This is a genomic window from Aeromonas sobria (genome assembly GCF_006243315.1).
GTDB classification, from domain to species: domain Bacteria; phylum Pseudomonadota; class Gammaproteobacteria; order Enterobacterales; family Aeromonadaceae; genus Aeromonas; species Aeromonas sobria_A.
This window is the reverse complement of the sequence record NZ_NKWE01000048.1, coordinates 38,645-64,306: the sequence shown is the minus strand read 5'-3', so window position 1 is coordinate 64,306 and position 25,662 is coordinate 38,645. Positions and strand designations below refer to the sequence as shown.

Genomic DNA, 25,662 nt, shown 5'->3' with positions numbered 1-25,662 from the left:
GCTACCTTGCTCAATCTGCTGATGGGGCAAGCTGGTGACTCAACGCCTGCTGGTTTTGCGCCAACCAGATCTCGATCGATTGCCCCCCCATCCGCAGCAAGGGATCAGGTTGCCACATCCGACGCGCCTCCCCCTTGGCGGGACGGCTGGTCAACACCAGATCGGCATCCTGTTCCGCCACCAGCGGCAAACCGAGCGCCAACGCCAGTGGCATCAGGCGCTCATCAGCCACCGCCAGACTGGCCACATTGTGTTCGAGCAACAGGTTATCGATGGCCATGGCACTGCCCTGCACCGCCCGCAGCAGTCGCTGGCGATTGCGTTCAATCTGCGCGCTCTGGGCTGGCCACACCCGCGCCAGATCCCGCGCGGCCACATTGCCCATCAGGGTCAGGTTGCCAAAATCGAGCCAGAAGTAATCGCCCTCCCCGTCCGGTCGCAGGGTCACTTTGGCGCCTGCTGGCGCCAACTCCTGGGCCACATCGATCGGTACAATGCGGATCTGACGCTGGCGCAGCAGAGGATAAATCGCCAGCTCGGGTTGCAACGACTCCATGGTCAGCAGGGCATCTGCCTGTCCCAGGGTGGCCACATCCACCTTGTTCAGCCAGCCGGGGATCCGGTTAAGGGGCAATCTGGCGGGTGGCAGGTAACGTGCTTCGATGCCGGTATCGGCCAACAGTGACAGGTTGATCCCGTGCAGCACGGGTACGGCACTGACCACAGTTGGCGCGGCCCAGAGCGGTAACGCCAACACGCCAAGCAGCAGAGGGATAAGAAACTTCATTCAATGGTTCTCCAGCGACGATAGCCGAGGGCAAGCACAAAAAAGAGCGAGGCAAACATCACGATGGCCGCCCCGGAAGGGAGTGGCAGGGCGCCAGCCATCGGTATCAAAATGCCCAATAAACAGCTGAGGGTAGAAAACAGCACCGATAGCCAGAAAAACTGGGCACCACTGCGGCTCACCAATCGGGCTGCGGTCGCGGGGATAAGCAGCAGCGCCCCCACCAAAATGGCGCCAATCACCTTGACCGAGGCAACCGTCATCAACGCAATCAGCAGGACAAACAGATAGTCATACAGACGCACCGACACCCCGCGACTGCGGGCCAGTTCAGGGGCCAGACTCGCCAGCAGGGCGGTATTGGTGCCTCGCAGCAACATCAGCAGTGCCGGGATGGCAATGACCAGCAACACCAGCAGATCGAGATCCTTGACGGTCAGAATGGAGCCAAACAGCACGTTTTCCAGAATGTGTACGTTGACCCTTTTGGCCACATAGAGCAGCAAGGCCGCCCCCAGCGCGATGGCAAACGAGAGGAACACCCCCACCAACGCATCATAGGGGATCTGGGTGCGGCTCTTGACCCAGTGGAGCAGCAGGGCAAACAGAGTACAAAAACAAAACAGCGCCACCAGCGGCGCCGTGGCGGGCTCCCCCAGCAAGATCCCCAGTGCGACGCCAGTCAGGGCGCCATGCCCGACCGCTTCGGAGAAAAACGCCAATCGTTTGACCACCACCAAGGGGCCCAGCGCCCCGAGCAAGGGCCCCATCAACAAGGCCGCCACCAGGGCATTGGTCAGGAAGGCATACTGGAACATCTCGGGCAAATAGCCGCTTTCAAAGAGGGAAAATACCCATTGACGCAAACCCTCCATCACGCGACCTCCTGCGGGGAGTGAGCAAATATCTCATCCGGCGTGCCGACCGCAACCAGACCACCATCGATGAGCCACACCCGATCGGCATAGCGCCTCACCCAGGCCATATCATGGTGAACCACCAGCATGGTGACCCCCTGTTCACGCAGTTGTAGCAGCAAGCGGTTAACCATCTCTTGTCCTTCTTGATCGAGCCCGGTCATGGGTTCATCCAGACACCAGAGTTGGCTCTGCTGATCCAGCCCCTGCGCCAACAGCAACCGCTGGCGTTCCCCCCCAGAGAGTTGGCCGAGACGCAAGTGCCCCTTGCCGTTGAGCCCGACGTGCGCCAACAGGCGCTCGATCCGGCTTTTTGCCGCGGAGCTCATCGGTAACCAGAGCGGACGACGAGAGAAGGTAGCGAGCAGAAATTCGTTGATGGTAATGGGCAGGGATGGCTCAAACTGGCTCTGCTGAGGCACGTAGGCCACCGGCCCCGGCGCCCCCGGCCACTCTCTGAATACCTCGCCGCTATGGGCTCTCAGACCGAGTACGCTCTTGAGCAGAGAGGATTTTCCCGCCCCGTTGGGACCGACGATGGCATGCAGTTTCCCCGCCTCGAAGGTGCCATCGATCGGCTTGAGAATAGATACCCGATTGAGTGACAAGGCCAGCCCTTGCAAGATGATTGAGGGCCCCATCAGCTCGCCTGCGCAGCCAGTGACAGCGCCTTGACCAGGGTCTTGAGGTTGTGCTCCATCTCCCGGCTCACCAGGGCCGGGTCATAGTCACCAAAGGTCATGTGGGAGAAGTGGTAAATCCGGATCCCGGTGGCGTCCTGGATCAGTTCTACGTAGCGGTTATCCATATCGAGTTCGGTAAACAGCACCTGAATATTGGCCGCTTTGATCCGCGCTATGGTCTGTTGTAACTGGGTCGCATTCGGCTCAACCCCATGGGCAGGTTCAATGACGGTGTCGATGCCGATGCCAAACTCTTGCAGCAGGTAGCCGTAGGCATTATGGGTACTTGCTATGCGCACACTGGCCAGATCCAGCGCCAGCAACTCGGCCCGGTAACGATTCTTGATGGCGCGTAAACTGCGGGCATAGGTCAGGGCATTTTGCTGAAAGTAATCCCGATTTTCCGGGTCGAGCCGTCCCAATTCGCGGGCAATGGTATAGACCTGACGCACCGCCGCATCAATGGAGACAAAGGTATGGGGGTTGTAACTCCCTTTGCCGGTGGCGAGCAGCGGCAAGTCGGCATTGGCATAAATGCGGGTCAGGTTGGGCAACGCCAGGCCATCGAGGGCATGCACCGCAAACTCATCATGGCCGATACCATTGAGTACCAGCGCATCCATGGTGGCCAGTCGCTTGAGGTCGCTCGGTTGCAGCTCATAACTGTGGGGATTGAAGCCACTCTCGATGAGCGGAATGACCTTGGCCCGATCACCGACAATATGGTGCACATAACTGTAATAAGGGTGCAGGGTGATCCCCACGGTCAGCGGTTTGCTCCACACCGTAAGGCTGGTCAGCAGCAAGGTCAGGCTCAGAAAGAAACGCATCATGGTGTCATCGAAATCCAGTGGGTAGGTGTAGTGCAATCAGGGGTACCGGATACCCCCTCGCCAGCCATAAAAATGGCGTTGGCAGGCAGCGACAATAGCCAGCGCCCATCAGCATGGCCTGGGCGAGGCCCCAGCCAGCAGCCATTGGCCAGCTCCTGCCAGTCACCCTCGTGAAAAGGCGGGATCTGTGCTTGCGCCATGGCGGCCAGCGCAGGCCAGCGCCCGTCACTGGCCATAAAGCGGGCTTCATCAAGGGCGATGGTGAGCTCGGTGAGCTGCTGGCGCGCGGACGGGGTCAGCTGCGGAGTCTGCACCACTGGCGTGGCAGGCTCCTGGCGCAGCCAGATCCCCACCACGCCACACAACAAGAGTGCGATGGTGAAGATCGCCACCCAGCGGTTCTCGTTGCGACCATCGTCCGGCGCCACCCGCTCCCGGTAACCGGTCATGTCAGAGCAACTCGGCATAATCAAATTCAGCTGGATCTTCATGTCCGGCATCAAAGCGGATGTAAAACTCCCCTTTCGGCTCGGTGAAACGTGCTTGGGAATGACCATTGGCCTTGACGGTAGCCAGCACTTCATCGTCATAGCTATACATGACGACCTCGGCACCGGTCGCGAACGTGCCATCGCTATAGCCCACCTTGCAGACCAGCTCGGCACCCTCACGACCACAATCCATCACCGGATAGTGGGCTTGGGCGGCCAGCGGCGTCAGTAACGTCAAGGCTATCGCCAACTTGCTAAGCAGGGTCATTGCGGCAGCACCTCGAAGGTCAGCAGGTAGTTGATCTCCACCTTGTCAGCCAGTGGCGAACGGCTGACCTGCTCAATGTTGGCAGACAGCAGGTGTGGGCCCCGCTGGGCAGGGGTGAATGTCACCACACCGTCCTGATCGCTCACCAGATCCTGCTGCTGGCGCCCATCACGCCACTGAGTGCCATGCCCCACCACTTCTACTTTGCGATCGGCCAGCGGCTGACCATCGAAAGTCAGGCGGAAACGGGCGGCCTCACCGACCACCACATCGCTGGGATGGGTCAATGGTTGCAGCTCGAGCCCCTGGCCGCTGCTTTTGAACACGGTATCGCTTGGCGTGTTGCGGGTGACATAGAAGGCGCTGATATTTTGCATGGCATAGGTGGTCACCCCCTGCGCCTTGGCTGGCACCTGAGCGGCCGCCTCCTGCTTGTTGGCCATGATCCGCCGTTCAGTATTGCGCTTGCCAATGGTGTAGGTGGTGACATAACGAGGCGGATTACGCAGCTCGACCTTGTAGGTGCCCACCTCGCTCAATGCCAGATCAAACACACTGCGGCGTTGCCCTTTGTAATAGGGCCCGATCCTGGCGGGGTTGCCTGCGGGATCATAGACAGTGACATTGTCCAGCCCTATCGGTTTGTCAAAACTGAATACCCCGTGGGACGCCGTGCCATCCACTGTCACCCAATGGGCGGTATCACTCGACACATTGAACTCACTTGGCAGCATCCAGACCGGATGCGCGGAAGCGGAGGTGGCAACCAGGGCCAGCAGGCCCCAGCCAAAGGAACGGTTAATCATGATTTAACTCCGGTGTGGATGGTGATCGCGCCCAGTTCAGCGACGGGTTCGAGGTGGTAACTGGTTGTTTGTCCAAGTTCTATCGCCTGGCTGACCAAAGATCGGCTGCCATGCTCGCGAGCGGCTTCAATATGCAAGGTGTAACGCCCCGGCGGCAGGGCCTTGCCCTGCTGGTCACGGCCATCCCACTGCAATTGGTAAACCCCGGGTTTACGGGTCGCTCCGGAGACCCCATCCGGCTGGCCATTCTCATAACGGCCACTCTTGCGCCACCAGCGCCGCATATCCTTGAGCCAGTCCGCCTCTTTGCGCCAGACGGCGAGCGTGGCCACCGCCTGTTGCTGGGGATTTTCTACCCAGACAGCGACATAAGGGCGGTATTGACTACCTTCATGGCGCGGTAATTCCAGTGACAGGGTCACCTCAGCGGCAACTGGCACACTCACCAGCACGAGTGCCAGCGTGGTGGATTTGAACATCCAGGACTCCGTTTAGTAGTAGAGGATAATGAGGTAGAACATGCCCATCAGGGTCGTGCCCGCCAGACTGAGACCAAACAGGCCAATCCGACGCTTGCGTTGCGACAACACCAACCAGAAACCGCTCAAGGTAAACAGCAACATGACCAGCGCTGACACGTCGATGAACCATCGCCATAGCTCGCCGCTGTAACGCCCCATATGAAGATCGTTGAGCTGGGCCAGCCAACCCGCTGGCTGAGTCTCGATCCTCACTTCTGCCAGCGCGGGTTCAATTTCTACCAGGCTGTAGCCACCGGGGCGCTTGATGTCGAGGGTGAGCAGTTGCTCATCGGCATTCCACTCCATGACCGCTTCCCCACCCGCCAGCACATCTTGCTGGCGGAGCCAGTGCAGCAGCTGCGCACCCGCCAACAGAGGGTCCTGTTGCCATAACCCGGTTTCCACCCACTGGGCGGGCAATACCAATCGTTGATGTACCAAAGGGGAGGCTGCGGGTAACCACTGACGATTGTTCAGCGTCAATCCGGTCACAGTGAAAAAGAGCATGATCACCAGCATCAGCATGGAGCTGTATGTATGCAGAGGGCGAACCCAGCGAGGCACATGATAGGGACGGGCAGACTTGCTCGACATGGTAAAGAAAAGCTCCCGCAGGTAGTCATCATAAGCCGCGGCAAACTATTGCAAATACAAATCATTGTCAATACCGTTTAATTAGTTGAATTGACAATAAAAGCTTTTGCCATGGCGGGCCTCTCTTCGCCCTTATCTGCAGATAAAGAGTAACTAACTGATTTCCCTTAAATTAACTGTCGATTAATTGGCTACATCCCAGACGAGAAGCAACGTCACCCCGCCAGTTCCATTTTTTGGAACGACAGGTTCCATAAACATGACTCTCTGCGCGACCCGAGTTTGCATAGAATGCTGCCGCCATAAGATGATAATGATTATCAGTAGCGAACAATAGCGGAGTTGGCTCGTCAGTCGCATTCCAATAACAACAGGAGAGTTCACATGCCCATACCTCAACCGTCCCGACTTGGTTACGCCATTGCGATGGCTCTGCTGCCTGCCGGCGCAGTCTCGGCCCAGGCAGTCAATGAAACCATGGTGATCACAGCATCCGGATTTGAGCAGAAGATAACCGATGCGCCTGCCAGCATCACTGTTATCACTCGCGAAGATCTGGAACAAAAACGCGTGGCGAGCATTGCTGATGCACTCAGCGATGTGGAAGGTGTGGATGTGGGAGGCAGCGTCGGCAAGACGGGTGGCCTGAATATCAGCATGCGGGGTATGCCCAGCGACTACACCCTGATCCTGATCGATGGTCGTCGGCAAAACAACGTGGGGAACGTGACCCCCAACGGCTTCGGTGAAACCGCCAACAGCTTTATGCCACCAGTCGCGGCGATTGAGCGTATCGAAGTGATCCGTGGCCCCATGTCCACCCTCTATGGTTCAGATGCAATGGGTGGGGTCGTCAACATCATTACCCGCAAACCGGCCAAAGAGTGGATGGGCGCCCTTACCCTGGAAAATACCCAACAGCAGCACCGGGAATTTGGCAACAGTGCGGCGGTCAGTTTCTATACCAGCGGTGCCCTGATCGAAGACAAATTGGGGCTGACCCTGCGCGGCAGTGTGTTTGACCGCAGTGCCTCTGATATTCGCTATCAGGACGCCAATGGCCTGGAAAAAACACCGATCATGGGGGCAAACCCGGTAAAATCTGATATTCAGAATCTGGGCGGAAGAGTGACGTTCACCCCCACCAGCAATCAGGATATCTGGCTGGACATTGATCGCGGCAATCAGAAATATGACAACAGCGAGGGCCAGCTTGGCACCCTGGATACACCGACCAAGATCGGTGGTTACGAGAAACAGCAACGCTACAGCCGCGATCAATACGTGCTGGCCCACGATGGCCGTTTCAGTTTCGGTAACCTCTCCAGCAGCATTACCCGCAGCGAAACCGACACCGAAGGACGGACCCTGCCCAAAGGTGTTCCGGGGAAAACGGCAGGTGCTCCCCGTACCCTTGAGCTGGAAAACACCATAGTCGACAGCAAGCTCGTCACAGTGCTGGGTGACAATACCCTCTCGGTCGGCGGCCAGTGGTGGAAAGCAGAGATGATCGACGGGGTTGCTACAGCACCGTTCGAGCATAAGCAACTGGCACTGTTTGCTGAAGATGAGTGGCGCTTCCTGACTGATTGGGCACTCACTGTTGGTGCTCGTTATGATGACCACAGTGTGTTTGGTAGCCAGCTCAGTCCACGTGGTTATCTGGTGTGGAATGCCAGCAGCAACTGGACCTTTAAGGGGGGGGTCAGCCAGGGTTACAAGACCCCTCGCCTGGATCAACTGACCAGCGGCATCGTCGGATTCGGCCGCCAAGGGGCTCTGCCGCTCCTCGGCACCCCCAGCCTGACACCCGAGACCACCACCAGTTCGGAGCTGGCAGCCTACTATCAGGCCGATAATGGCTTTAACGCCAACCTCACCCTGTTCCAGAATAACTTCAACGACAAGATTGCCAGCGGCACGCCGGTAGCTAACTGCCATTACAGCAAGGCGCCCAATCAGCCCGGCTGTGTCGATATAGGAACCAGCTGGAACGATATCAAAGAGTTTGGTCAGACAGTCAATATCGACGAGGCCATTACCCGGGGGGTCGAGGTAGGATCTTACATTCCGCTGGCAGAGTATTGGGATCTCAAAGCCAACTACACCTTCACCGATAGCGAGCAAAAATCGGGCTCACAAGCGGGCCAGCCGCTGACCGATACCCCCAAACACATGGTCAACATGAAGCTGAACTGGCAGACCACTGCCCAGCTGAATACCTGGCTGCAGGGTGAGTATCGCAGCAAGCGTTGGCGCGGGGTCGGTGCCGAGCAAGAGGCGTTTGGTGATTACAACGCATTTACGCTGTTCCACCTGGGTGCGTCATACCGGATCAGCGAGAATGTCACCGTCAATGGCACCATCTACAACTTGCTGGATGAAGACTTCTTGCAGTACCACGCCTATAACGACGCTGGCAAAACTGAGTATGCCAACGAATACAACAATAATCAGGAAGGGCGCCGCTTCTGGATCTCGACCAATATCACCTTCTGATCCTCTGATCTGCACTTAACAAAGATGGCCCGTCACGGGCCATCTTTGTTAACGTTAGCGGACGTCATCAGGTCATGGAGACACTCGTCTGCCGACCCCATCGCCTCACCCTTACTGCATCATTGGCAACGATTGCCAACAACCGTTCCTACCATCATTGCCATCAGGCAATTGAGGGCGAGCAAAGCGTGATATCGGTTTGCTCACTGAGCTTCTGGCGCAACCAATAAGCCGATTCAACCTCGACAAAACAGAGCAGATCACCGCCGTTGGCCGCCATCGCCATCAGCTGTTCAAAACGCAGTTGCTGTTGTTGCTCCCACGCGGCAGCGAGTTTCACCCCATGGGCCTCATCGACAACCTCACGGCGCAGCTCAAACAGGTTATCGGTGATCGGGCTGTTGATCTTGGCCGCACTGTGCCAATACATCAGCAGGTTATCCATCATCTCGGTGTCGTAGTTGGCCAACGCATCCAACTCGGGCGTGTCGCCGCTGTCACTGGCGGCAAAATCACACCAGCCGGAATTGAGTGACGCCAGCTCATGTGCCACCGCCCCTTTGACATGCTTGCGTAGCACCGCGATATCGGCTCCCTTGCGCGCAGGCAACCACACCTCACCCTGATGAGCATCCAGCAGTGACGTCAATAAAGACGTGGGGTAGACCGGAAAGCGGGGACAAAGTGAATGCAGCAGGGATACCAGAGTGATCTTGACCATGAGCGATACCTTGAACTAAGCGCACAGCCGCCAACGGCCGCACTATGTAAAAAAGTGCCTTATCCTATCACGTTTACAGTGGTTAGACCCTTGGTGAAGCCAGTTGGCCAAGCATTTGATTCCGCCGAAAAAAACAGCATTTGAAACGAGCAATCCAGCCAAAGATCAATAATTTGAACCAGCGCCCACTAAAGTGGATTCGGGGATGCTAGTTTGCATACATCTTTAGCGTAAGGAGTGAATCCATGATTGGGATCGACCAGGTTTCTAACGAATTTGTCAACGATTTGAAAATACTGGCATGCTTTGATCCGGCCAACATGAGTTTGGGGATTAAATTACGCAGCGATATGTCTGACGACCTGTGCCAGGCAGCTGCCCGTCTGCATCAGCAGGGGCTCATCAGCGCAGTAGATGGCGGCTATCTCACCCCGTTCGGCATGACCATGGTGGAACACCTGCAGCACCTGCTGGTCGCACTCAAGCCCCTTTAATCGGCTGTGGTGCCCAGAGCGAAAAGTTAAGTAGCTCCCAACGCTCGCCTTGATGAAGATGGCAAGCAAACAGCAAAGGACCTTCGGGTCCTTTCACTTTGCCATCCACCAACCACTCCCCCTCTCTTTTTGGTACCAGTCGCGCCTTTATTTCTTCGGGCTGTAACGCTTGCCCAAGACGGACTTGGACAAATTGCTGGCAGATCACCTGTGCTTCCATCGCGGAGTGAACCGGTACCGGCGCGTCAGAAGTCGGTGTCAGGGTGGCAGCAAGCAGAAGCGATAGCAGCATGATTCAGCACATGGGAGTCAGTAGCGGAAGCCAGATAAACAAAAAGCCGTGGCACCAGAGGTACCACGGCTTTCTTAAATTCTGTAAGAATTACAGAGCAGTTACGTTCTCAGCCTGCGGGCCTTTCTGACCAGTGGTCACGGAGAACTGTACGCGCTGACCTTCAGCCAGGGTGCGGAAGCCGGCACCTTGAATTGCGCTGAAGTGAACGAAAACGTCCGGGCCGTTTTCTTGCTGGATGAAGCCAAAACCTTTGGTTTCGTTGAAAAACTTAACGGTACCGGTGATCATGTTAGACATATCTTTAAACCTGTATTCAAAATAATTACTTATGCTTTTCAGCGGATAAAGCTTAAAAAACGGGATGACTATGAACAACAGGACAAGATGTAAAACATCGTATTCATTGACATAACTATCGCCCTTTCAAGCTGGAGTGAATTATACGCAGCTTTGTCGATTACGCAAACAAATTTGTGCCCTGCCAATGGCAGGGCACAACTGTCTATAGCGTGGCGGCTTCCAGTGCATCCACCAGCACCTTGAGAAAACGGGCAGCCTCCCCACCAGTACAAGCCCGATGGTCAAATGTCATCGACAGTGGCAAGGTTCTGACCGGACGCGCTTCACCATAAATGAACACCACTTTCTCGAACAGTTTGCCTGCCCCTATGATGGCCACTTGCGGCGGCGTGACGATGGGACTGGCATAGCGGCCCGCGATGGCGCCGAAGTTGGTGAGGGTGATGGTCGCCCCCTGCAACATCTCACGGGGCACCGCTCGGGCCTTCACATCGGCGATCATCCGATCCAGCCCCTGTCGGATATCGGCCACCTCCCGCTCGGCCACGTTCTCCATCACCGGCACATAGAGGCCATGCTTGGAATCCACCGCAATGGCTACATTGACCTCTTTGAACAGCCGCCTTGACAAGGTTTCGCCATCAAACCAGGCGTTCATGGAGGGTTCGGCGCTGCACGCCACGCCAATGGCCTTGATCAGGCGCACCGTCACATCTTCATCAGGGCGCCAGTGACGCAAATCCACCTCATCGGTGATACTGACCGGCACCACCGTCTGATGAGAGAGCTCCATCGCCTTGGCCATGGCCCGCCGTGACCCTTTGAGGAACTCGTTGCCGCTGCGCTGCTGGGCCTCGAATGCCTGCTGCACATCCAGTTCGATCACCATGCCGCCGCTACCACTTCCCTTGATCCGCTCGATATCCAGACCCAGTTTTTGTGCCAGCAACCGCACGGCAGGCATGGCTTGCACCAGCGCGCCACCCGGGGCTATGGCCCCCACCACGAAGTGATCCTCGATATGTTGCTGATGGGCACTCACCTTGCCCACCACAGTGCCATCATCCTCGCCCCCCTCGAACTCCACCAGCGGCGCGCCGATATGGAGAATATCTCCCTCGGCACCACAGAGACGGGCGATCACCCCGGCCACCGGAGAGGGCACATCCACCAGCGCCTTGGCGGTTTCCACCGACAACAGCACCTGATCGACAGCAACGGTATCACCGGCACTCACCTTCCATTCGACGATCTCGGCTTCGGCCAACCCTTCACCCAGATCCGGTAATTTGAAAAATTTCATAGCCACTGGTTCTCCATCAGCTGGTGAGCGGCATTGGCAATATCCTGCTCGGTGATGAGGTAATACGCTTCGTTGCGATAGTAGGGAACGGCGGCATCCACGCCGGTCAGCCGTTTGGGCGGCGCCTTGAGGCTTGGAAGTGCCTGTTCGGTCACCCGCGCCACAATTTCGGCTCCGACCCCGAAGCTGCCACACGCCTCGTGTACCACCAGCAGCCGGCCGGTCTTGCGCACCGAAGTCAGGATGGTCGCCATATCCAGCGGCTTGATGGTGGCCAGGTCCAGCACTTCACACTGGATATCCTGCTCGGCCAGCAGGTTCGCCGCCCGCATCACCTCCTGAATGCAGGCTCCCCAGGCCACCACAGTAATATCGCGGCCCGGTCGCAGGGTGAAACAGACATCCAGCGGCAAGCCGACACCGTCATCCACCACCTCGGATTTCATCGAGCGATAGATGCGATCCGGTTCGAAAAACATCACGGGATCCGGATCGCGGATGGCCGAGAGCAGCAGGCCATAAGCACGCCTCGGGCTGGAGGGGATCACCACCCGCAGCCCCGGAATATGGGCAAACAGCGCCTCGACACTCTCGCTGTGGTGTTCCGGCGAATGAATGCCCGCGCCATAGGGAGAGCGATAGACAAGGGGACAGGAGAGGCGGCCACGGGTGCGGTTTCGCATCCGCGCCGCCTGACAGATGATCTGCTCCATCCCGGGGAAGATGAAACCCTGAAACTGGAACTCCGCCACCGGCTTGAGCCCCTGGGTCGCCATGCCGACCGCCACCCCGGCGATCAATCCCTCGGCCAGCGGCGTGTCGATCACCCGCTTGAAACCGAACTTGTCGCGCAGGCCCACGGTGGCGCGAAACACCCCGCCGTTGACCCCCACATCCTCACCCAGCACCACCACATCCGGGTCGTGCTCCATCTCGTAGTGAAGGGCCATGTTGACCGCTTCCAGCAAACTGATCTCACTCATGGCCAACCTCCTGCTTCATCCCCTTGGCAATCACTCGCTCGCGCTGGGGCAAGAGTTCGGCGGGCAGGCTGGCGTAGTGGTAATCGAGCATCGCCTCCGGCGGCTGGGGGGCCATCGCCTCATAACGGGCGACCGCCTGCTCTACCTCTCGGGCGGCGTCTGCCAGCAGGCTCTGCTCCTGCTCTTCATTCCACCACCCTTTGCTATGCATAAACTGGCGCAGCCGCTTGACCGGCTCCTTGGCCCAGGCGGCCTCGACCTCGGCCCCGTCGCGATAGCGAGTGGCATCGTCGGCCGTGGTGTGATCGCCGAGGCGATAACTGACCGCCTCGATCAAAGTCGGCCCCTTGCCGCTGCGGGCCCGTTCGACGGCACTGCGGGCGGCATCGTAGACCGCGACCACATCGTTGCCATCCACCTGCAGGCTGCGCACCCCGGCGCCAATCCCCTTCTGGGCCAGCGTAGGGGCGCTCGATTGCAGCTTACGCGGCACAGAGATGGCCCACTGGTTGTTGTTGACTATGATGACCATCGGCAGGTGCCAGACACCGGCGCAGTTGAGCCCCTCCAGAAAGTCCCCCTTGGAGGTGCCGCCATCACCGATAGTAACCACGGCGACCCGTGGTTGATTACGCAGTTTGAAGGCAGACGCAATACCACAGGCGTGGGTGATCTGGGTGGCGATGGGGACGCAAATCGGGAGATCTTCAGAGGGAGTCCCATCGAGCTTGAGAAAATAACTGCCCCGCTCGTCACCGCCCCAATATTGCAGGTTTTTCTCCATCGGTACGCCCCGCACATAGAGGGTGGGCATGTCCCGATAGTAGGGGACGTAGACATCCTGCGGCTGCATGGCCAGACCAATGCCAATCCCCACGGCTTCTGCGCCGAGATGGGAGGGAAAAGTACCGAGTTTGCCGGTTCGTTGCAGCGCAATCGCTTTTTTGTCATAGCTGCGCACCATCACCATATTGCGATAGAAGGTGTGCAGTATCGCCTTGTCCAGCCAGGTCGGTAAGGTGGCGACCGGGCACCCTTCCGCATCGAGGTAACGAAGGAAAGGGATGTCGACATGGGTCATAACTGGCTCCTTGCCGTTGTGAGCGCCACCGATGCTGGTGACACCTAGATGTAAATACCTTGTTAAATAAAAAGCAAAGGAATTTACTCAGGTAAGACCAGTAGAAACTTCTTTAAAGTAGTGAAGGAGCTGAATTTTCGGCGATGAGTGGCAAGGTATGCCGTAAATGGTGCAACTTTGCAGTACTGAAGACAGGATGCCGAATGTTGAAAAGGGGAGCCAGGCTCCCCCTTGAGTTACTCAAGTCAGCGGTTACTCCAACCAGCAGTTACGCCAGCCAGCAGTTACGCCAGCCAGTGTTGCAGCTGGCGGGCCATGCCGGCTGGCAGCAGGTGAGCGCGACTCAGCAAGTGGCTGCGCCAGGGTTCGGCCAGCAAGGTGGGGCAAATTCGCATCTCCCGTCCCCGGTCAGCCACGCGCACCAGCCGATCTACGAGGGTCTCCAGCGGCGGATGCGCCAGCCAGTGGGGATAGAGATCGGCAGTCGTGATACCGGCCAGCTCGCACACCCTCTCCTCTTCCTCATCTCCCTTCTCATCAACCATTGGCCAGGGGTGAAGCACCTGCAGCCAACCCGGCCGTGCCGCCTCCAGCAACTGGCCCAGGGTCAGCTGCGCAAAGTGGGGATCCCCTGCGGCTTTGAGCAGATGACGCGCCCCCGCCAGCACCACCACCCCGCGCGAGGGAAGAGTAAACAGATGGTCGGCCAGCCCCTGATCCCGCCCCCTGTTGTGCTGCTGCCACAGCGCTGGGGTCAGCTCTTGCCACTCGAATAAAGGCTCGCAGAGATGCACCCGCAGTCGCTGATGTGCAGGACACGCCAGATTGCTCTGGCGCAGGGCGGTGAAGAGAGCCGGAAACTCGGGGGCCATCCAGGCGGGAAAGGCGCAGGAGTCGAGCCAGACCGGATAGAGCCGCGCCAGCGTCAGCGGCTCCCCCTGCCAGCTCTCCTCCCCCGCCAGCCAGGCATCGAGCAGCCCCTGATGGCGGCGGTTGCCGCACTCCAGCACCAGATCGGTCATTATTCCCCAGAGTGCCGGATCGCACAGCCAAGCGTGCTGGCGCCGGATAAAGTCGGGGTGCCAGTGAGGCTCCCCCAGCCCCACCAGCTTGCCCGCCAACAAGGCTTCCCGGATGGCGGCAATCGGGGTCATGCATCCCCCTCCTGCCGGATGTGCGGTTGTTGTCCGACAACATCGACCCGCTCACAAATAAGGGCGCCGATCTTCGCCAGCCAGTCGGGATGCACCATCTCCTGATGCAGGCAGGGGAAGCGCTCATAGCGGATTTCGCCTTTTGTCAGCGACGCCCAGCCGCGCCCATCCAGCCAGGGCTGGCGGGAGGCTGACGCCTCGATAAAGGTCACCTCCCCGTGATAGCAGTAGTCGACTGGCTGGCGGATCAGCCGGTTGTTGTGGCCAACCAACTCGATCATGGCGCTCACCACCTGCTCGTCGAGCATGGCCAGCGCACTCCCCTCTGCCCCCAGTCGGGCCACCACCTGGTCGCGAGTGAGGGAATCCAGCGCCTCGTCTGCAACCGCAATGCCTCCCATCCGCAGCAACGCATCGAGCATCCGCTGCTCGTCGGGCAACGGCTGGGTTTGCCACTGCTGACAGGGGTAGGCATCGAGCAGCAGCACCATGGCCACCTCCTGTCCCTGCTCTTGCAGCATGGCGGCCATCCGGTGCACCAGCATGCCCCCCAGCGACCAGCCGAGCAGCCAGTAGGGCCCCTCGCTCTGCTGACGACGTAGTTCGGTCACATAGTCGAGTGCCAACTCGTCGAAGCTGGCAGGCAGCGGCGCATCCGGTTGGCAGAGCGCCCGCGCCTGCAGGGCATAGACCGCCATGTCAGCCGGCAGATGGGGCACCAGCTGCGCATAACACCAACCGAGCCCACCGGCGGGATGGACGCAAAAGAGAGTGGGGCCCGATGCACCCGACTGCGCACTGGGCGCCCGCAGGGGCAACAGCATGGGCATTGCCTCCCGCTCGCCGCCAAGACGGCGTGCCAGCTGGGCGGGGCTCGGCGCTTCGAACAGGCTGGCCAGAGTGAGAGTCTGTCCGATTGATTCCTCAATACGCACCGCCAGCTGCGCCGCCAGCAGGGAGTGGCCGCCGAGGGCAAAGAAGTTATCGTCGGCGCCGACTCGCACCAGCCCCAGCAGCTCGGCGAAGAGGCGGCAGAGCCGCTCCTCCAGCAGGGTTTTCGGCAGCGCCTGACCGACCGCCGACGCCATATCGGGCAGCGGCAGCCCCTTGCGATCCAGCTTGCCATTGGGGGTGAGCGGCAGCTCGGCCAGGGTCACCAACAGCCCCGGCACCATGTAGTCGGGCAAGGCGGCGCTAAGGGTTAGTGTCAGCTCGGCCAGCGTCAATTCGGTGCTATCTGCGGCCACCACATAGGCCACCAGACGGCGATCGCCGGGGGCAAATTCGGGGGCCAGCACCACCGCTTGCGCCACCCGGGGATGACGCAGCAGCACCTGTTCGATCTCCTCCAGTTCGATGCGTTGACCACGGATCTTCACCTGAAAATCGAGGCGCCCCAGATACTCGATGGCGCCATCCTCGCGCCAGGCAGCCAGATCGCCGCTGCGATAGAGCCGTCCCGTCCCGAAGGGGTTGGCAATAAAGCGCTCGGCGGTGAGCTCGGGCTGGCCAAAGTAGCCCTCCGCCACCTGCACGCCGCCGATCCAGAGCTCCCCCGCCACACCGGGGGGCACCGGCTGCAACCAGGGATCGAGAATGCGGATGCAGGTATTCCAGACCGGATAGCCGATGGGCACGCTGGTCACCGCCTCATCTTCCCGGCATGGATACCAGGTGACATCCACCGCCGCCTCGGTCGGGCCATAGAGGTTGTGCAGGGGGGCTGAAAATGCCCCATACCAGCGCTGCACCAGATCCGCGGGCAGCGCCTCACCGGAGCAGAATACCTGGCGCAGGGCGCGGCAACGGGCAGGCTCGGCCTGCGCGACGAAGATCTGCAGCATGGAGGGGACAAAGTGCAAGGTGGTGATCCCGGCCTGCTCAATCAGCTCGGCAAGGTAGGCGGGATCCTTGTGGCCGCCCGGTTTGGCGAGCACCAGCCGCGCCCCGGTCATAAAGGGCCAAAAAAACTCCCAGATGGAGACATCGAAACCGGCCGGGGTCTTTTGCAGCACCCGATCCGCCGGGCCGATGGGATACATGTGCTGCATCCAGAGCAGCCGGTTGACGATGGCGCCGTGGCTCACCACCACCCCTTTGGGCCGACCGGTCGAGCCAGAGGTGTAGATGATATAGGCCGCATCTTCCGGCTTGGGGGCAGGCAGATTGCAAGGTGCTGTCGTCGCAAATTCTACCGCCGCCAGCTGCTCTGCCACACCGGGTGCATCGAGGCAGACAAGTGGCGCAGCCACATCGAGCGGCATTTGAAGCGTATGGCTTGTCAGCACCAGCGCGGGATCACTGCTGGCCAGAATGTAGCCGATCCGCTCCGCCGGGTAGTCCGGATCAACGGGCACATAGACGGCCCCCACCGCCATGATTGCCTGCTGGGCGAGAATAAGCTCGGGAGAGCGCGGGATCAGCACCGCCACCCGGCAACCGGGGCCCACGCCTCTCCCCGCCAGATAGCTGGCCAGCTGGCGGGTGCGCTGGCGCAGCTGGGCCACACTCCAACGCTCGGCGCCACACTCCAGCGCGATGGAGCTCTGATCTGCCGCCGCCAGCCCCTCGGCCAGCAGTGCGCTCAGGGTGGTGGTCGGCAACGGATGGTCGGTTTGGTTCCAGCGCGCCAGCTCAGCCTGCTCGCAAGGCAGCAGCAGCGGCAAACGCACCGCCAGGGCCTCGTCACCCGCCTCACTCCAGGCGGCCAGATAGGCAATCAGCCGGGCCAGATGACGTTCGCTCTCCTGATGGCTGAAGCGCCCCTGATGTGCTTCGAGGGTCAGGGTCATAGCGCCCGCCTCCTCGGCAAAGTAGAAGGCGCACTCCTCCACCGGCCCCGCCGCCAGCATCTGTACCTCGCCACGAACTTGGTTGTGCCCTTCACCAAAGCTGAGGGTGCGGGCAAAGGGCATCAGGTTGACCTGAGGGCCAAACAATGGCTGGCCGGGCTGACGCTGCTGCAACCACTCCTGACGGCAGCCCTGATGACGACGCAGGGCAGCAAATTGCCGCTCAACCTGCGCCAGCAACTCCCCTACCCGGCTGGTGCCACTCAGCTCGATGCGCAGCGGCACCACATTGACCTTCATGCAGGGGGTATCGGCCGCCGCTGAGCCCAGTCGCCCCATCAGCGGGATGCCCAGCACCACCTCGCCAGCACCGCTCATCCGCTGCACATAGCTGGCCACCGCCGCCAGTAGCAAGCTGTAGGGGTGACAGGCCGAGCTACTGGCCCGCGCCACCAATGCCTGCCACTGGCGGCCAACCAGCCGCTGTTCGAAACGATAAGTGGGGCCCGGCCCTTGCGCCGGACGGCGGGAGAGCGACGCCGGGTTCTCCACCCCGGCCAGCTGCTGCACGAAGAAATCGAGATCCCGTGCGGCGCGCGGCGAATCCTGATAAGCCCCCTCCTCGGCCAGCAGCTCTTGCTGGGATGCATAATGGCAGGGTGCCGGTTGCTCGCCCGCACAGAGCGCCTCATACCAATTTGCCACCCGCTGGCAGAGCAGGCTCAGGCCAAAGCCGTCGATGGCGATATGGTGCACGGCTATAAACCAGGCCCACTGCCCCTCGGCAAGGCGATAGAGGGTGGTGGCAAACAGCGGCCCCCCGGCCAGATTGAAGGGAACGGCCAGCTGCGCACGCATCTCGGCCTGTGCAACTGCGAGCGGGTCGGCTTCGCTGCGCAGATCCCGCTCAGCCAGCTGCCAGCAGGCGGGATTAGCTACCATTTGCGGGCCATCGGCAGTGGCCACAAAGGCGCAGTGCAGACCGGGGATCTCGTCGATGGTCTGGCGCACCGCACGGGTGAAGTGATGGGGAGCCAGCGATCCTTCCTGCAGCCAGTACTCGCCGGTGTTGCAGGCCGGGCTCTGCGGGTATTTTTGCTGGGCAAACCAGATACCCGCCTGAGCTGTGGTTAGCGGCCAGCGCTGGTGCTCACCACGCTGGTGGGTGGCGCGCATCGCCATTGTCTGTTCCATGGGAATGTCCTTGCGCAAACATCGAGCGGGCAGCGGCTTGCCCCTGCCCGCATGGCTGAAAAGCGAGGAGGCAAGGCCTCCTCCATGAAGAAGGTGTCACGCCTGCCAGATTGGCAGCGCGCGGGCTAGACCCCCAGGGTGGCACCGCCATCGACCACCAGATCCTGCAGGGTAATATGGCTGGCGGCATCGGAGGCGAGAAACAGCACGCAGGCCGCCACCTCGTTGGGTGTCCCGAGCTTACCAAGGGGGATCCCCAGCTTGAACTGCCCGGGCAGGCCAGCGATGGTGCGAAGCTCCCCCTCGCGCTGCTCTGCCTCCCCCTCCTGCCACATGCCGCAGAGCATCGGGGTGCGGGTCGAGCCCGGCGACACCAGATTGCAGCGCACCCCATAGGGAGCGAGCTCCAAGCCTGCCGTTCGGGTCAGGCTGGTCAGCGCCGCCTTGGAGGCGCCATAGATGCCCATCCCCACTCGCGGCACCCGACCGGCATTGGAGGAGACATTGACGATGGCGCCCCTGCGCCGCCCCTGAAACCAGGGGGTCAGAGCCCGCATCAGGTAGAAGGGGGCGAAGGTGTTGATGGCGAAGGTGCGCAACAAGAGGGCGTCATCCACCTCATCGAGCCTGCCGGTGGCCAGCACGCCCGCGACATTGACCAGCACATCGGGCCCCAGCCCCTCGTCGAGCAGCTGTTCGCAGCAGCGAGTCACGGCCTCGCTGTCGCTCACATCGATCACCACCCCCTTCACGTTGCCGGGTAGCGCCTCGGCCAGTTGCAGATCGAGTGCCACCACGCGGGCCCCCGCCTCGACAAAGGTGCGCACCACCGCATGGCCAATCCCCTGCGCCGCGCCGGTTACCCAGACGGTTCTGCCTTGCCACTCGCTCATGGGGTGCACTCCGGTTCGGTGACGTGATCTTCGTTGACCTGATGAGCCCTGGCCTGACTGACATTGTGCTGACTGACATTGAGCTGACTGACATTGAGCTGACGGGAGAGGATCCCCCACCAGTGAGCCAGGGTCGGCGTGCGGGCCAGCTCGGCCAGCTCCACCACCAGCCCCTGCTGACGCCACTCCTCCACCAGCCCCATCACCGCCAGCGAGTCGAGACCGTAGTCGAGCAGGTTGTCATCCTCGGCAGGCTGCTCCTGCTGCATCTCGGCGGGCAGCCGCGCCAACACCTGAGCGCGTAGCGACTCCCGAGTCAGGGGGCGCTTACTGGCTGCCGCCATCACTTCGGCGACCGTGATCACCCGACCGGCATTGCGACTGACGTAGGAGAGCGCCAGCAGATGATCTTCGCGGGAGAAGTCGGCGATGGCATCAGCAACAAGGAAGGGGCGGATATCGCGCATAAAGGCGTCGACCGCCGTCTGCATCACCCCGATATGGCCGTAGATGCCGCAGATCACCAGCTGATCCCGCCCCCATTCGGCCATCAGCTCGGCCAGCGGTGAGCGGCAAAAAGCGCTGTAGCGCCACTTGGTCAGCACCGTATCCTGCAGCTCGGGGGCCAGCGCCGGAACTATCGGTTGACGCTCCGGCGCTCGGGTCAGCCCCGGCCCCCACATATCGCTCAGCAGGGCCCGATCGGCCTGACTCTGCTCGGTGGGCTGGGCGGTATAGACTACCGGCATGCCGAGAGCCCGCGCCTGACGGATCAGGGTGGCGATATGGTCGATGACCTGATTGATCAGCGGATTGTCCTGCCCGTAGAAATCGACGAAATAGTGCTGCATATCGTGGACCAGCAAGGCGGCGCGGCCCGGTTCGAAGGGCCAGTTCACCCGCCCGGTGGGAAGCTCCTCGGCAGTAGGCAGTGGGTAGGCGGCGAGGGATTGAATGGTCATGCACACTCCTTGGCGAGCTGCTCGCGCAGCGTCTGTTTGTCTATCTTGCCGACCGGGGTGTGGGGCAGTTGCGCCACCAGCACCAGTCGATCGGGCAGTTTGTAATCGGCCACCCCCTGCTCGCGCAGAAAACGGCGCAAGCGGAGCAGATTGAGGGGCTCGCGGCACATCAGAAAGGCGCAGCTGCGCTCCCCGAGCATGGGATCAGGCATGGCGACCAGCGCCGCCTGCCGCACATCTGGATGGGTAATCAGCAGCTCTTCAATCTCGAGGGCGTCAATCTTCTCACCGCCCCGGTTGATCTGATCCTTGTTGCGCCCCACCACCATCAAATGGCCGCTGGGCAGGCGGCAGACCAGATCGCCGGTGCAGTAGAAACCGTCCCGATCAAAAGCCCGCTGATTGTGGGTATCGGCCTTGAAGTAGCCGCGAAAGGTGTAGGGGCCGCGCGTCCAGAGCTCGCCACACTCACCATCAGGCAAGGGGTGCCCGTCGCTGCCTCGCACCGCCACCTCGTCGCCCGAGCTCATCGGGCGGCCCTGGGTATTGACGAGATGCCAGTGGTCATCCTCGATGCGGGTGTAGTTAACCAGCCCCTCGGCCATGCCGAACACCTGCTGCAGGCGGCAGCCAAGGCGGCTCGCTACCGCCTCGGCGTGAGCCGGGCTGAGGCGCGCACCGCCCACCTGCACACACTCCAGAGAGGTCTGTGGATCGTGGCTGGCTGCCTCCAGCCAGAGCGCCAGAGCCGGTGGCACCAGCGCCGCCCAGTTGACCTGATGACGCTGCACCAGCGGCAAGCAGGTTGCTGCGGATGGATCTTTTGCCAGCACCACACAGCCACCGGCATGAAACACCCCGAGTGCGCCGGGGGAGCTCAGGGGAAAGTTGTGGGGGGCTGGCAGGGCGCAGAGATAGATCACCCGCTCATCCCAACCGCACACCACCACGCTCTGGCGCACGCTGTAGCCATAGTCATCGTGGGTACGGGGGATCAGTTTGGGAGTGCCGGTGCTGCCGCCGGAGAGCTGGAAAAAGGCGACCTGATCGGCCGGAGTCGGTGCAGGAGTTGGCGCGATGGCCGCCAGTGGCGAACCATCAGCACGGGCTATGGGGTCGGGCTTGTGCCATGCAAATCCAGACTGAAGATCGCCCCCTTCTGCCTGCTCGAACAGCAGTGTCTGGCAGGAAGGCGATACCAGCTCATCAAGGGCCGCCAGGCTTCCCGCGTCACCGGCAAAGCCAGGATGAGAAGGACTGAGTACCAGCAAGGCGGGCTCAATCTGACGGGCAAAGGCCACCAGCTCGCGCCGCTGATGGCTGTAGAGGGCGTGTACCGCCACCACACCACAGCGGATCAGGGCAAACCAGCAGATGTAGAACTCGGCGCAATTTGGCAACTGCACCAACGCGGTATCGCCATGGCCCAACCCGTGCGCCGTCAGCCGCGCCGCCAGCGCATCGACCTCACGCTTTAACTGGCCATAACTGAGGGTACGTTCCCCGCAGATCAGGGCCGTGCGCTCGGGAAAATGTTCGGCGGATTCATCGAGCAGGACGGTGAGCGGTTGTCCGCGCCACCACCCTTGCGCCCGGTAGTGGGCCGCCAGCTCGTCAGGCCAAGGGGTAAAGGGCACCAGCGGCTTCATGTTGTCACCTCCGGCTCCCGGTTCTCGAGACCGAAGGCGCGCAACATGGTGCCGAGCTTGGCGGCGGTCTCCTGCCACTCAGCCTCTGGCGAGGAGCCCACCACTACCCCGGCACCGGCATAGAGCCGCAGCTGCCTGCCGGCCAGCACGCCACAGCGAATGGTGACCACCCACTCGCCATTGCCATCGGCATCCATCCAGCCGACGGCGCCACAGTAGAAGCGGCGATCATACCCCTCGAGCCGGGCGATGGCCTGACGTGCTGCCGAGAGCGGCGTGCCGCACACCGCCGGTGTCGGGTGCAGCGCCAGCGCCAATGCCAGCACGGGAGAGGGCTTATGGAGCCGCCCGGCGATGCGGGTCGAGAGGTGCCACATGGTGGGGGTCGCGATCACCTGCGGCTCGATGGGGACATCCAACTCGCGGCAGAAGGGAGCGAGAGCGGCGGCGACCGCATCAGCCACCAGCGCATGTTCATAGCGATCCTTCTGCGCCCCCAGCAGTTCGGCACTGGCCGCCTGTTGCTCGGAAAATGCGTAGCGCGGACGGGAGCCCGCCAACGGATTGCTCACCACCGCCATCTCGCTGCGCGATACCAGCAGCTCCGGGCTGGCACCAAGCAGGGTCTCCCCCTCCGGTAGCGGGATCTGGAACACATAGGCACCTGGATTCTGTGCCAGCAGAGAGCCATAGGCGTGTGCGGGGGAAGTCTGCTCTGCGCTCTGCACATCGATGGCGCGCGACAGCACCACCTTCTCAAGCTGACCCTCGCAGAACTGCTGCAGCGCCGCCCGTACCGCTCCCTGATAGTGGGCAGCGCCGGTCACTTCACTCACCTCACCATGGAGCTGGCAACAGCGGGCGGGTAACAGCGCATCCCTTGCGACCCACTGCGATTGCGCCGGGATCACCAGATGCCAGGGAGATTGGGTATCAAACGGGATGGCGCCGATGGCGATGGGATTGACTATCCCCTGCTGGCGCAACTGACGCAGATGGGCGAGCAGCTTCTCTGGTGGGATGCCGGTAAAACTGTCGTGGATACCGGAAGCGACTAGTACCCTGTCACCGCTGGCAAAACAGCACACTTTATCCAACCCGGCCGCTGTGGCGGGCCACTCTCCTTCCAGTGCATGGTCACACATGACGGTGCTACTCCTTGGAATGAATCACTGCCTGACACGACTTAAGGTGAGTCATTTGACTCACCAGATATCAGGGTGAACGGCATCCTAACAAGGAGCGAAAAAGCGATCAATACAAATGATAATCAATTTCATTAACTTCTTTTTAGTCAAAAGAGGGTGACGAACGAAACTGAATTTCGCCGATAAAAAAGAGTTGCGATCGGAGCAAATTCAACTCGATAATGATAACGCTTATCATTTGTATATTATGGAAGATGTAAATAATGAAATCCTCAACCTCCCGTTTTATTGCTCCCAGCCTGCTGGCCACTACCATCGTCACCCTGCTGACCCAGCAAGCGATCGCCGCCAGCAACGCCCCTCAAGCCGATGAGGTGATCACCGTCACCACCACGGCGCACAATACCCGCTCGGCACCGGCCTCTATCTCTGTCATCACCGCAGAACAGATCGCAGCCGCACCGGTCAATGACCTTGCCGACCTGCTGCGCCACGAAGTGGGCATTCAGGCAGAAGCTGACACCAATGGCCGCAGCGATATCGGCATTCGCGGCATGTCGGGCAAATACACGCTAGTGCTGGTGGATGGCAAACGCCTCTCCTCCTCCAATGCCCTATGGCGCGGCGGCAACTTCGACAACACTCCGGTTCCCCTTGGCATGATCCAGCGGGTCGAGGTGATCCGTGGCCCCATGTCGGCACTTTACGGCTCCGATGCCATCGGTGGTGTCATCAACATCATCACCAAGCAGCCGGGCAAAACCTGGCAAGGGGCGGCCGATGCCGACTTCAAAGCCATCGAGGGCAAGGATGGCGGCGATCAGCACAGAACCAACCTGGGCTTTACCGGCCCGCTGACCGACAACCTGCTGATCCGGATGAATGGCGAGGTGTATGACCGTCAGGCATGGACCCCCACCGAAGCGGCGGACGGCATTCCCCTGATCGAAGCCAAGCAGACCCGCAACTTCGCCTCCACCCTCAGCTGGCTGGTGGATGAGCAGCAGCGCTTCGAGCTGGATTACCTCTACAACCAGGATGAGCGGCCTCTCGATATCTTCCGCAAAATCGGCAATAAGATACACAGCCGCCAACAGCAAAACGATCGCAACCTGTTTGGGCTGACCCACAAGGGGAACTGGAGCTGGGGTGACACCACCGTCATGGTCAACTACGAAAGCTCCAAGATAGATGACTTCAACGACGTTCTAAAAATCCACCAGCAGCCTAAAGAAGAGAACAACTTTACTTTGAAGGGCTACACCAACCTGACGCTGGCCAACCACTACCTGACCCTGGGTGGTGAATATCTGGATCGGGAGCTGGTGGATGCGGTGAGTTACCAGGATATCGGCGGCAAGGAGAGCAACTCCCAGGAGGCGCTGTTCGCTCAGGACGAGATCGGCCTGACCGACAGCCTGACCTTCACGCTGGGCGGCCGTTACGATCACCACGGGCTCTACGGCAGCCACTTCACCCCGCGCGGCTATCTGGTCTATGAGATGAACGATGTGGTGACCGTGAAAGGCGGTGTTAGCCAAGCCTTCAAAGCGCCAGCCTCGCATCAGTATACAAACGGCTACAGCACCGAGAGCTGCGGAGGCCGCTGCAGCATCTATGGTAATGACAAGGTCAAACCGGAAACCAGCACCAACTACGAGCTGGGGGTCATCGCAGGAGAGGGGATCTGGGAGACCAGCGCCACCCTCTTCTACTCCGATATCGAAGATATGCTGACCTACAAATCCTTGCCCAACTCCAAAGATCGCACCTGGTACAACCTGGAGAAGGCCACCACCAAAGGGCTGGAGCTGACCGGCAAGCTCGATCTGACCGACGATATCAACCTTGGCGCCAACTACACCTACCTCAAGGCTGAAGGCGATCAGGGTCAGGCTCTGCCCGAGCGGCCGGAGCACAAGGCCAACGCCAAGATCACCTGGCAGGCCACCGAGCGGGTCAATGCCTTTGTCGGCACCACCTACACCGGCACCCAGTTCATCGAACACAAGGTAAATAATGCAACCGTGAGAGACAAACTGCCCAGCTATCAAACCTTCGATCTCGGCACCGGCTTCAAGGTCACCGAGAACTTTGACCTGCGACTGGGGATCAACAACCTGACCGACGTGCGCCTGCAAGAGAAAGATACCCTCTTCCAGAACGTCGAACCGGGTCGCAGCTACTACGTCAGCGGCTCGGCCCGCTTCTAAGGCAGCCAAGGCTGATAACAGCAGCGCGGGCCCATGCCCGCGCTCTGTTAACCAAGACAATAAGGGGAAGATCCCCACTGG

Annotated in this window: 24 protein-coding genes; 3 read left to right on the top strand and 21 right to left on the bottom strand. The window is 60.4% G+C overall.

Annotated elements, in window-relative coordinates:
- Window positions 1–10 precede the first annotated feature (10 nt).
- The 9 genes from CF137_RS16730 to CF137_RS16690 are packed head-to-tail and all read right to left on the bottom strand — an operon-like array spanning window position 11 to window position 5,900.
- Window positions 11–787, bottom strand: coding sequence for a hypothetical protein (locus CF137_RS16730; protein ID WP_139720464.1), 777 nt, complete (start codon window positions 785–787; stop codon window positions 11–13).
- Window positions 784–1,662 carry a metal ABC transporter permease gene (locus CF137_RS16725; RefSeq protein WP_098969020.1) on the bottom strand — a complete coding sequence of 293 codons (879 nt, stop codon included), beginning with the start codon at window positions 1,660–1,662 and terminating at the stop codon, window positions 784–786. The genes CF137_RS16730 and CF137_RS16725 overlap by 4 nt, the downstream gene beginning before the upstream one ends.
- The gene (locus CF137_RS16720; RefSeq protein WP_139720462.1) at window positions 1,662–2,345 is read right to left on the bottom strand and encodes a metal ABC transporter ATP-binding protein; all 684 of its coding nucleotides are present in this window, start codon (window positions 2,343–2,345) and stop codon (window positions 1,662–1,664) included. The genes CF137_RS16725 and CF137_RS16720 overlap by 1 nt, the downstream gene beginning before the upstream one ends.
- A complete protein-coding gene (locus tag CF137_RS16715) occupies window positions 2,345–3,220 on the bottom strand; it encodes a metal ABC transporter solute-binding protein, Zn/Mn family (RefSeq protein ID WP_098969018.1) in 876 nt (291 codons plus the stop codon). Before CF137_RS16715 ends, CF137_RS16720 begins: the two co-directional genes overlap by 1 nt.
- Window positions 3,217–3,687: a hypothetical protein gene (locus CF137_RS16710; RefSeq protein WP_139720460.1), complete on the bottom strand. Its 471-nt coding sequence runs from the start codon at window positions 3,685–3,687 to the stop codon at window positions 3,217–3,219. The genes CF137_RS16715 and CF137_RS16710 overlap by 4 nt, the downstream gene beginning before the upstream one ends.
- Window positions 3,671–3,979: a hypothetical protein gene (locus tag CF137_RS16705; protein ID WP_098969016.1), complete on the bottom strand. Its 309-nt coding sequence runs from the start codon at window positions 3,977–3,979 to the stop codon at window positions 3,671–3,673. Before CF137_RS16705 ends, CF137_RS16710 begins: the two co-directional genes overlap by 17 nt.
- Window positions 3,976–4,785, bottom strand: coding sequence for a DUF4198 domain-containing protein (locus tag CF137_RS16700; RefSeq protein WP_139720458.1), 810 nt, complete (start codon window positions 4,783–4,785; stop codon window positions 3,976–3,978). Before CF137_RS16700 ends, CF137_RS16705 begins: the two co-directional genes overlap by 4 nt.
- A complete protein-coding gene (locus CF137_RS16695) occupies window positions 4,782–5,264 on the bottom strand; it encodes a DUF2271 domain-containing protein (protein ID WP_101324210.1) in 483 nt (160 codons plus the stop codon). Before CF137_RS16695 ends, CF137_RS16700 begins: the two co-directional genes overlap by 4 nt.
- 12 nt (window positions 5,265–5,276) lie before the next feature.
- Complete coding sequence (locus CF137_RS16690) at window positions 5,277–5,900, bottom strand: PepSY-associated TM helix domain-containing protein (RefSeq protein ID WP_139720456.1); 624 nt, start codon at window positions 5,898–5,900, stop codon at window positions 5,277–5,279.
- A 384-nt stretch (window positions 5,901–6,284) separates the two neighbouring features.
- Here CF137_RS16690 and CF137_RS16685 point away from each other — a divergent pair, with 384 nt between their 5' ends.
- Complete coding sequence (locus tag CF137_RS16685; protein ID WP_139720454.1) at window positions 6,285–8,399, top strand: TonB-dependent receptor domain-containing protein; 2,115 nt, start codon at window positions 6,285–6,287, stop codon at window positions 8,397–8,399.
- A gap of 163 nt (window positions 8,400–8,562) precedes the next feature.
- On the opposite strand, the gene CF137_RS16680 is transcribed toward CF137_RS16685, so the two are convergent.
- On the bottom strand, window positions 8,563–9,120 hold the full coding sequence (locus CF137_RS16680) for a hypothetical protein (protein WP_139720452.1): 558 nt from the start codon (window positions 9,118–9,120) through the stop codon (window positions 8,563–8,565).
- A 245-nt stretch (window positions 9,121–9,365) separates the two neighbouring features.
- Between CF137_RS16680 and CF137_RS16675 the strand changes: the two genes are divergently transcribed.
- On the top strand, window positions 9,366–9,614 hold the full coding sequence (locus tag CF137_RS16675) for a TIGR02647 family protein (RefSeq protein ID WP_042021271.1): 249 nt from the start codon (window positions 9,366–9,368) through the stop codon (window positions 9,612–9,614).
- Here the strand turns inward: CF137_RS16675 and CF137_RS16670 are convergent.
- The 11 genes from CF137_RS16670 to CF137_RS16620 all read right to left on the bottom strand — a co-directional run bounded on the left by CF137_RS16670 (window position 9,601) and on the right by CF137_RS16620 (window position 23,365).
- Window positions 9,601–9,906, bottom strand: a complete 306-nt coding sequence (locus CF137_RS16670; protein ID WP_139720450.1) for a hypothetical protein — start codon at window positions 9,904–9,906, stop codon at window positions 9,601–9,603. The two genes, CF137_RS16675 and CF137_RS16670, sit on opposite strands and share 14 nt — an antisense overlap.
- Window positions 9,907–9,996: 90 nt before the next feature.
- Window positions 9,997–10,206 carry a cold-shock protein gene (locus CF137_RS16665; RefSeq protein ID WP_082186781.1) on the bottom strand — a complete coding sequence of 70 codons (210 nt, stop codon included), beginning with the start codon at window positions 10,204–10,206 and terminating at the stop codon, window positions 9,997–9,999.
- A gap of 205 nt (window positions 10,207–10,411) precedes the next feature.
- On the bottom strand, window positions 10,412–11,512 hold the full coding sequence (locus tag CF137_RS16660) for a dihydrolipoamide acetyltransferase family protein (protein WP_139720448.1): 1,101 nt from the start codon (window positions 11,510–11,512) through the stop codon (window positions 10,412–10,414).
- Window positions 11,509–12,495 (bottom strand): alpha-ketoacid dehydrogenase subunit beta, encoded by a 987-nt coding sequence (locus tag CF137_RS16655; protein ID WP_139720445.1) that lies wholly within the window; start codon window positions 12,493–12,495, stop codon window positions 11,509–11,511. Before CF137_RS16655 ends, CF137_RS16660 begins: the two co-directional genes overlap by 4 nt.
- A complete protein-coding gene (gene pdhA, locus CF137_RS16650; RefSeq protein WP_139720442.1) occupies window positions 12,488–13,576 on the bottom strand; it encodes a pyruvate dehydrogenase (acetyl-transferring) E1 component subunit alpha in 1,089 nt (362 codons plus the stop codon). Before pdhA ends, CF137_RS16655 begins: the two co-directional genes overlap by 8 nt.
- Before the next feature lie 284 nt (window positions 13,577–13,860).
- The gene (locus CF137_RS16645) at window positions 13,861–14,730 is read right to left on the bottom strand and encodes a hypothetical protein (RefSeq protein WP_139720440.1); all 870 of its coding nucleotides are present in this window, start codon (window positions 14,728–14,730) and stop codon (window positions 13,861–13,863) included.
- A complete protein-coding gene (locus tag CF137_RS16640; protein WP_139720438.1) occupies window positions 14,727–18,716 on the bottom strand; it encodes a non-ribosomal peptide synthetase in 3,990 nt (1,329 codons plus the stop codon). Before CF137_RS16640 ends, CF137_RS16645 begins: the two co-directional genes overlap by 4 nt.
- 125 nt (window positions 18,717–18,841) lie before the next feature.
- Window positions 18,842–19,609 (bottom strand): 2,3-dihydro-2,3-dihydroxybenzoate dehydrogenase, encoded by a 768-nt coding sequence (gene dhbA, locus CF137_RS16635; protein ID WP_139720436.1) that lies wholly within the window; start codon window positions 19,607–19,609, stop codon window positions 18,842–18,844.
- On the bottom strand, window positions 19,606–20,571 hold the full coding sequence (locus tag CF137_RS16630) for an isochorismatase family protein (RefSeq protein ID WP_139720434.1): 966 nt from the start codon (window positions 20,569–20,571) through the stop codon (window positions 19,606–19,608). The genes dhbA and CF137_RS16630 overlap by 4 nt, the downstream gene beginning before the upstream one ends.
- Window positions 20,568–22,220, bottom strand: coding sequence for a (2,3-dihydroxybenzoyl)adenylate synthase (locus CF137_RS16625; protein WP_139720432.1), 1,653 nt, complete (start codon window positions 22,218–22,220; stop codon window positions 20,568–20,570). Before CF137_RS16625 ends, CF137_RS16630 begins: the two co-directional genes overlap by 4 nt.
- The gene (locus CF137_RS16620) at window positions 22,217–23,365 is read right to left on the bottom strand and encodes an isochorismate synthase (protein WP_139720430.1); all 1,149 of its coding nucleotides are present in this window, start codon (window positions 23,363–23,365) and stop codon (window positions 22,217–22,219) included. Before CF137_RS16620 ends, CF137_RS16625 begins: the two co-directional genes overlap by 4 nt.
- Before the next feature lie 266 nt (window positions 23,366–23,631).
- Between CF137_RS16620 and CF137_RS16615 the strand changes: the two genes are divergently transcribed.
- A complete protein-coding gene (locus CF137_RS16615) occupies window positions 23,632–25,581 on the top strand; it encodes a TonB-dependent receptor domain-containing protein (protein WP_139720429.1) in 1,950 nt (649 codons plus the stop codon).
- Window positions 25,582–25,662: the final 81 nt, after the last annotated feature.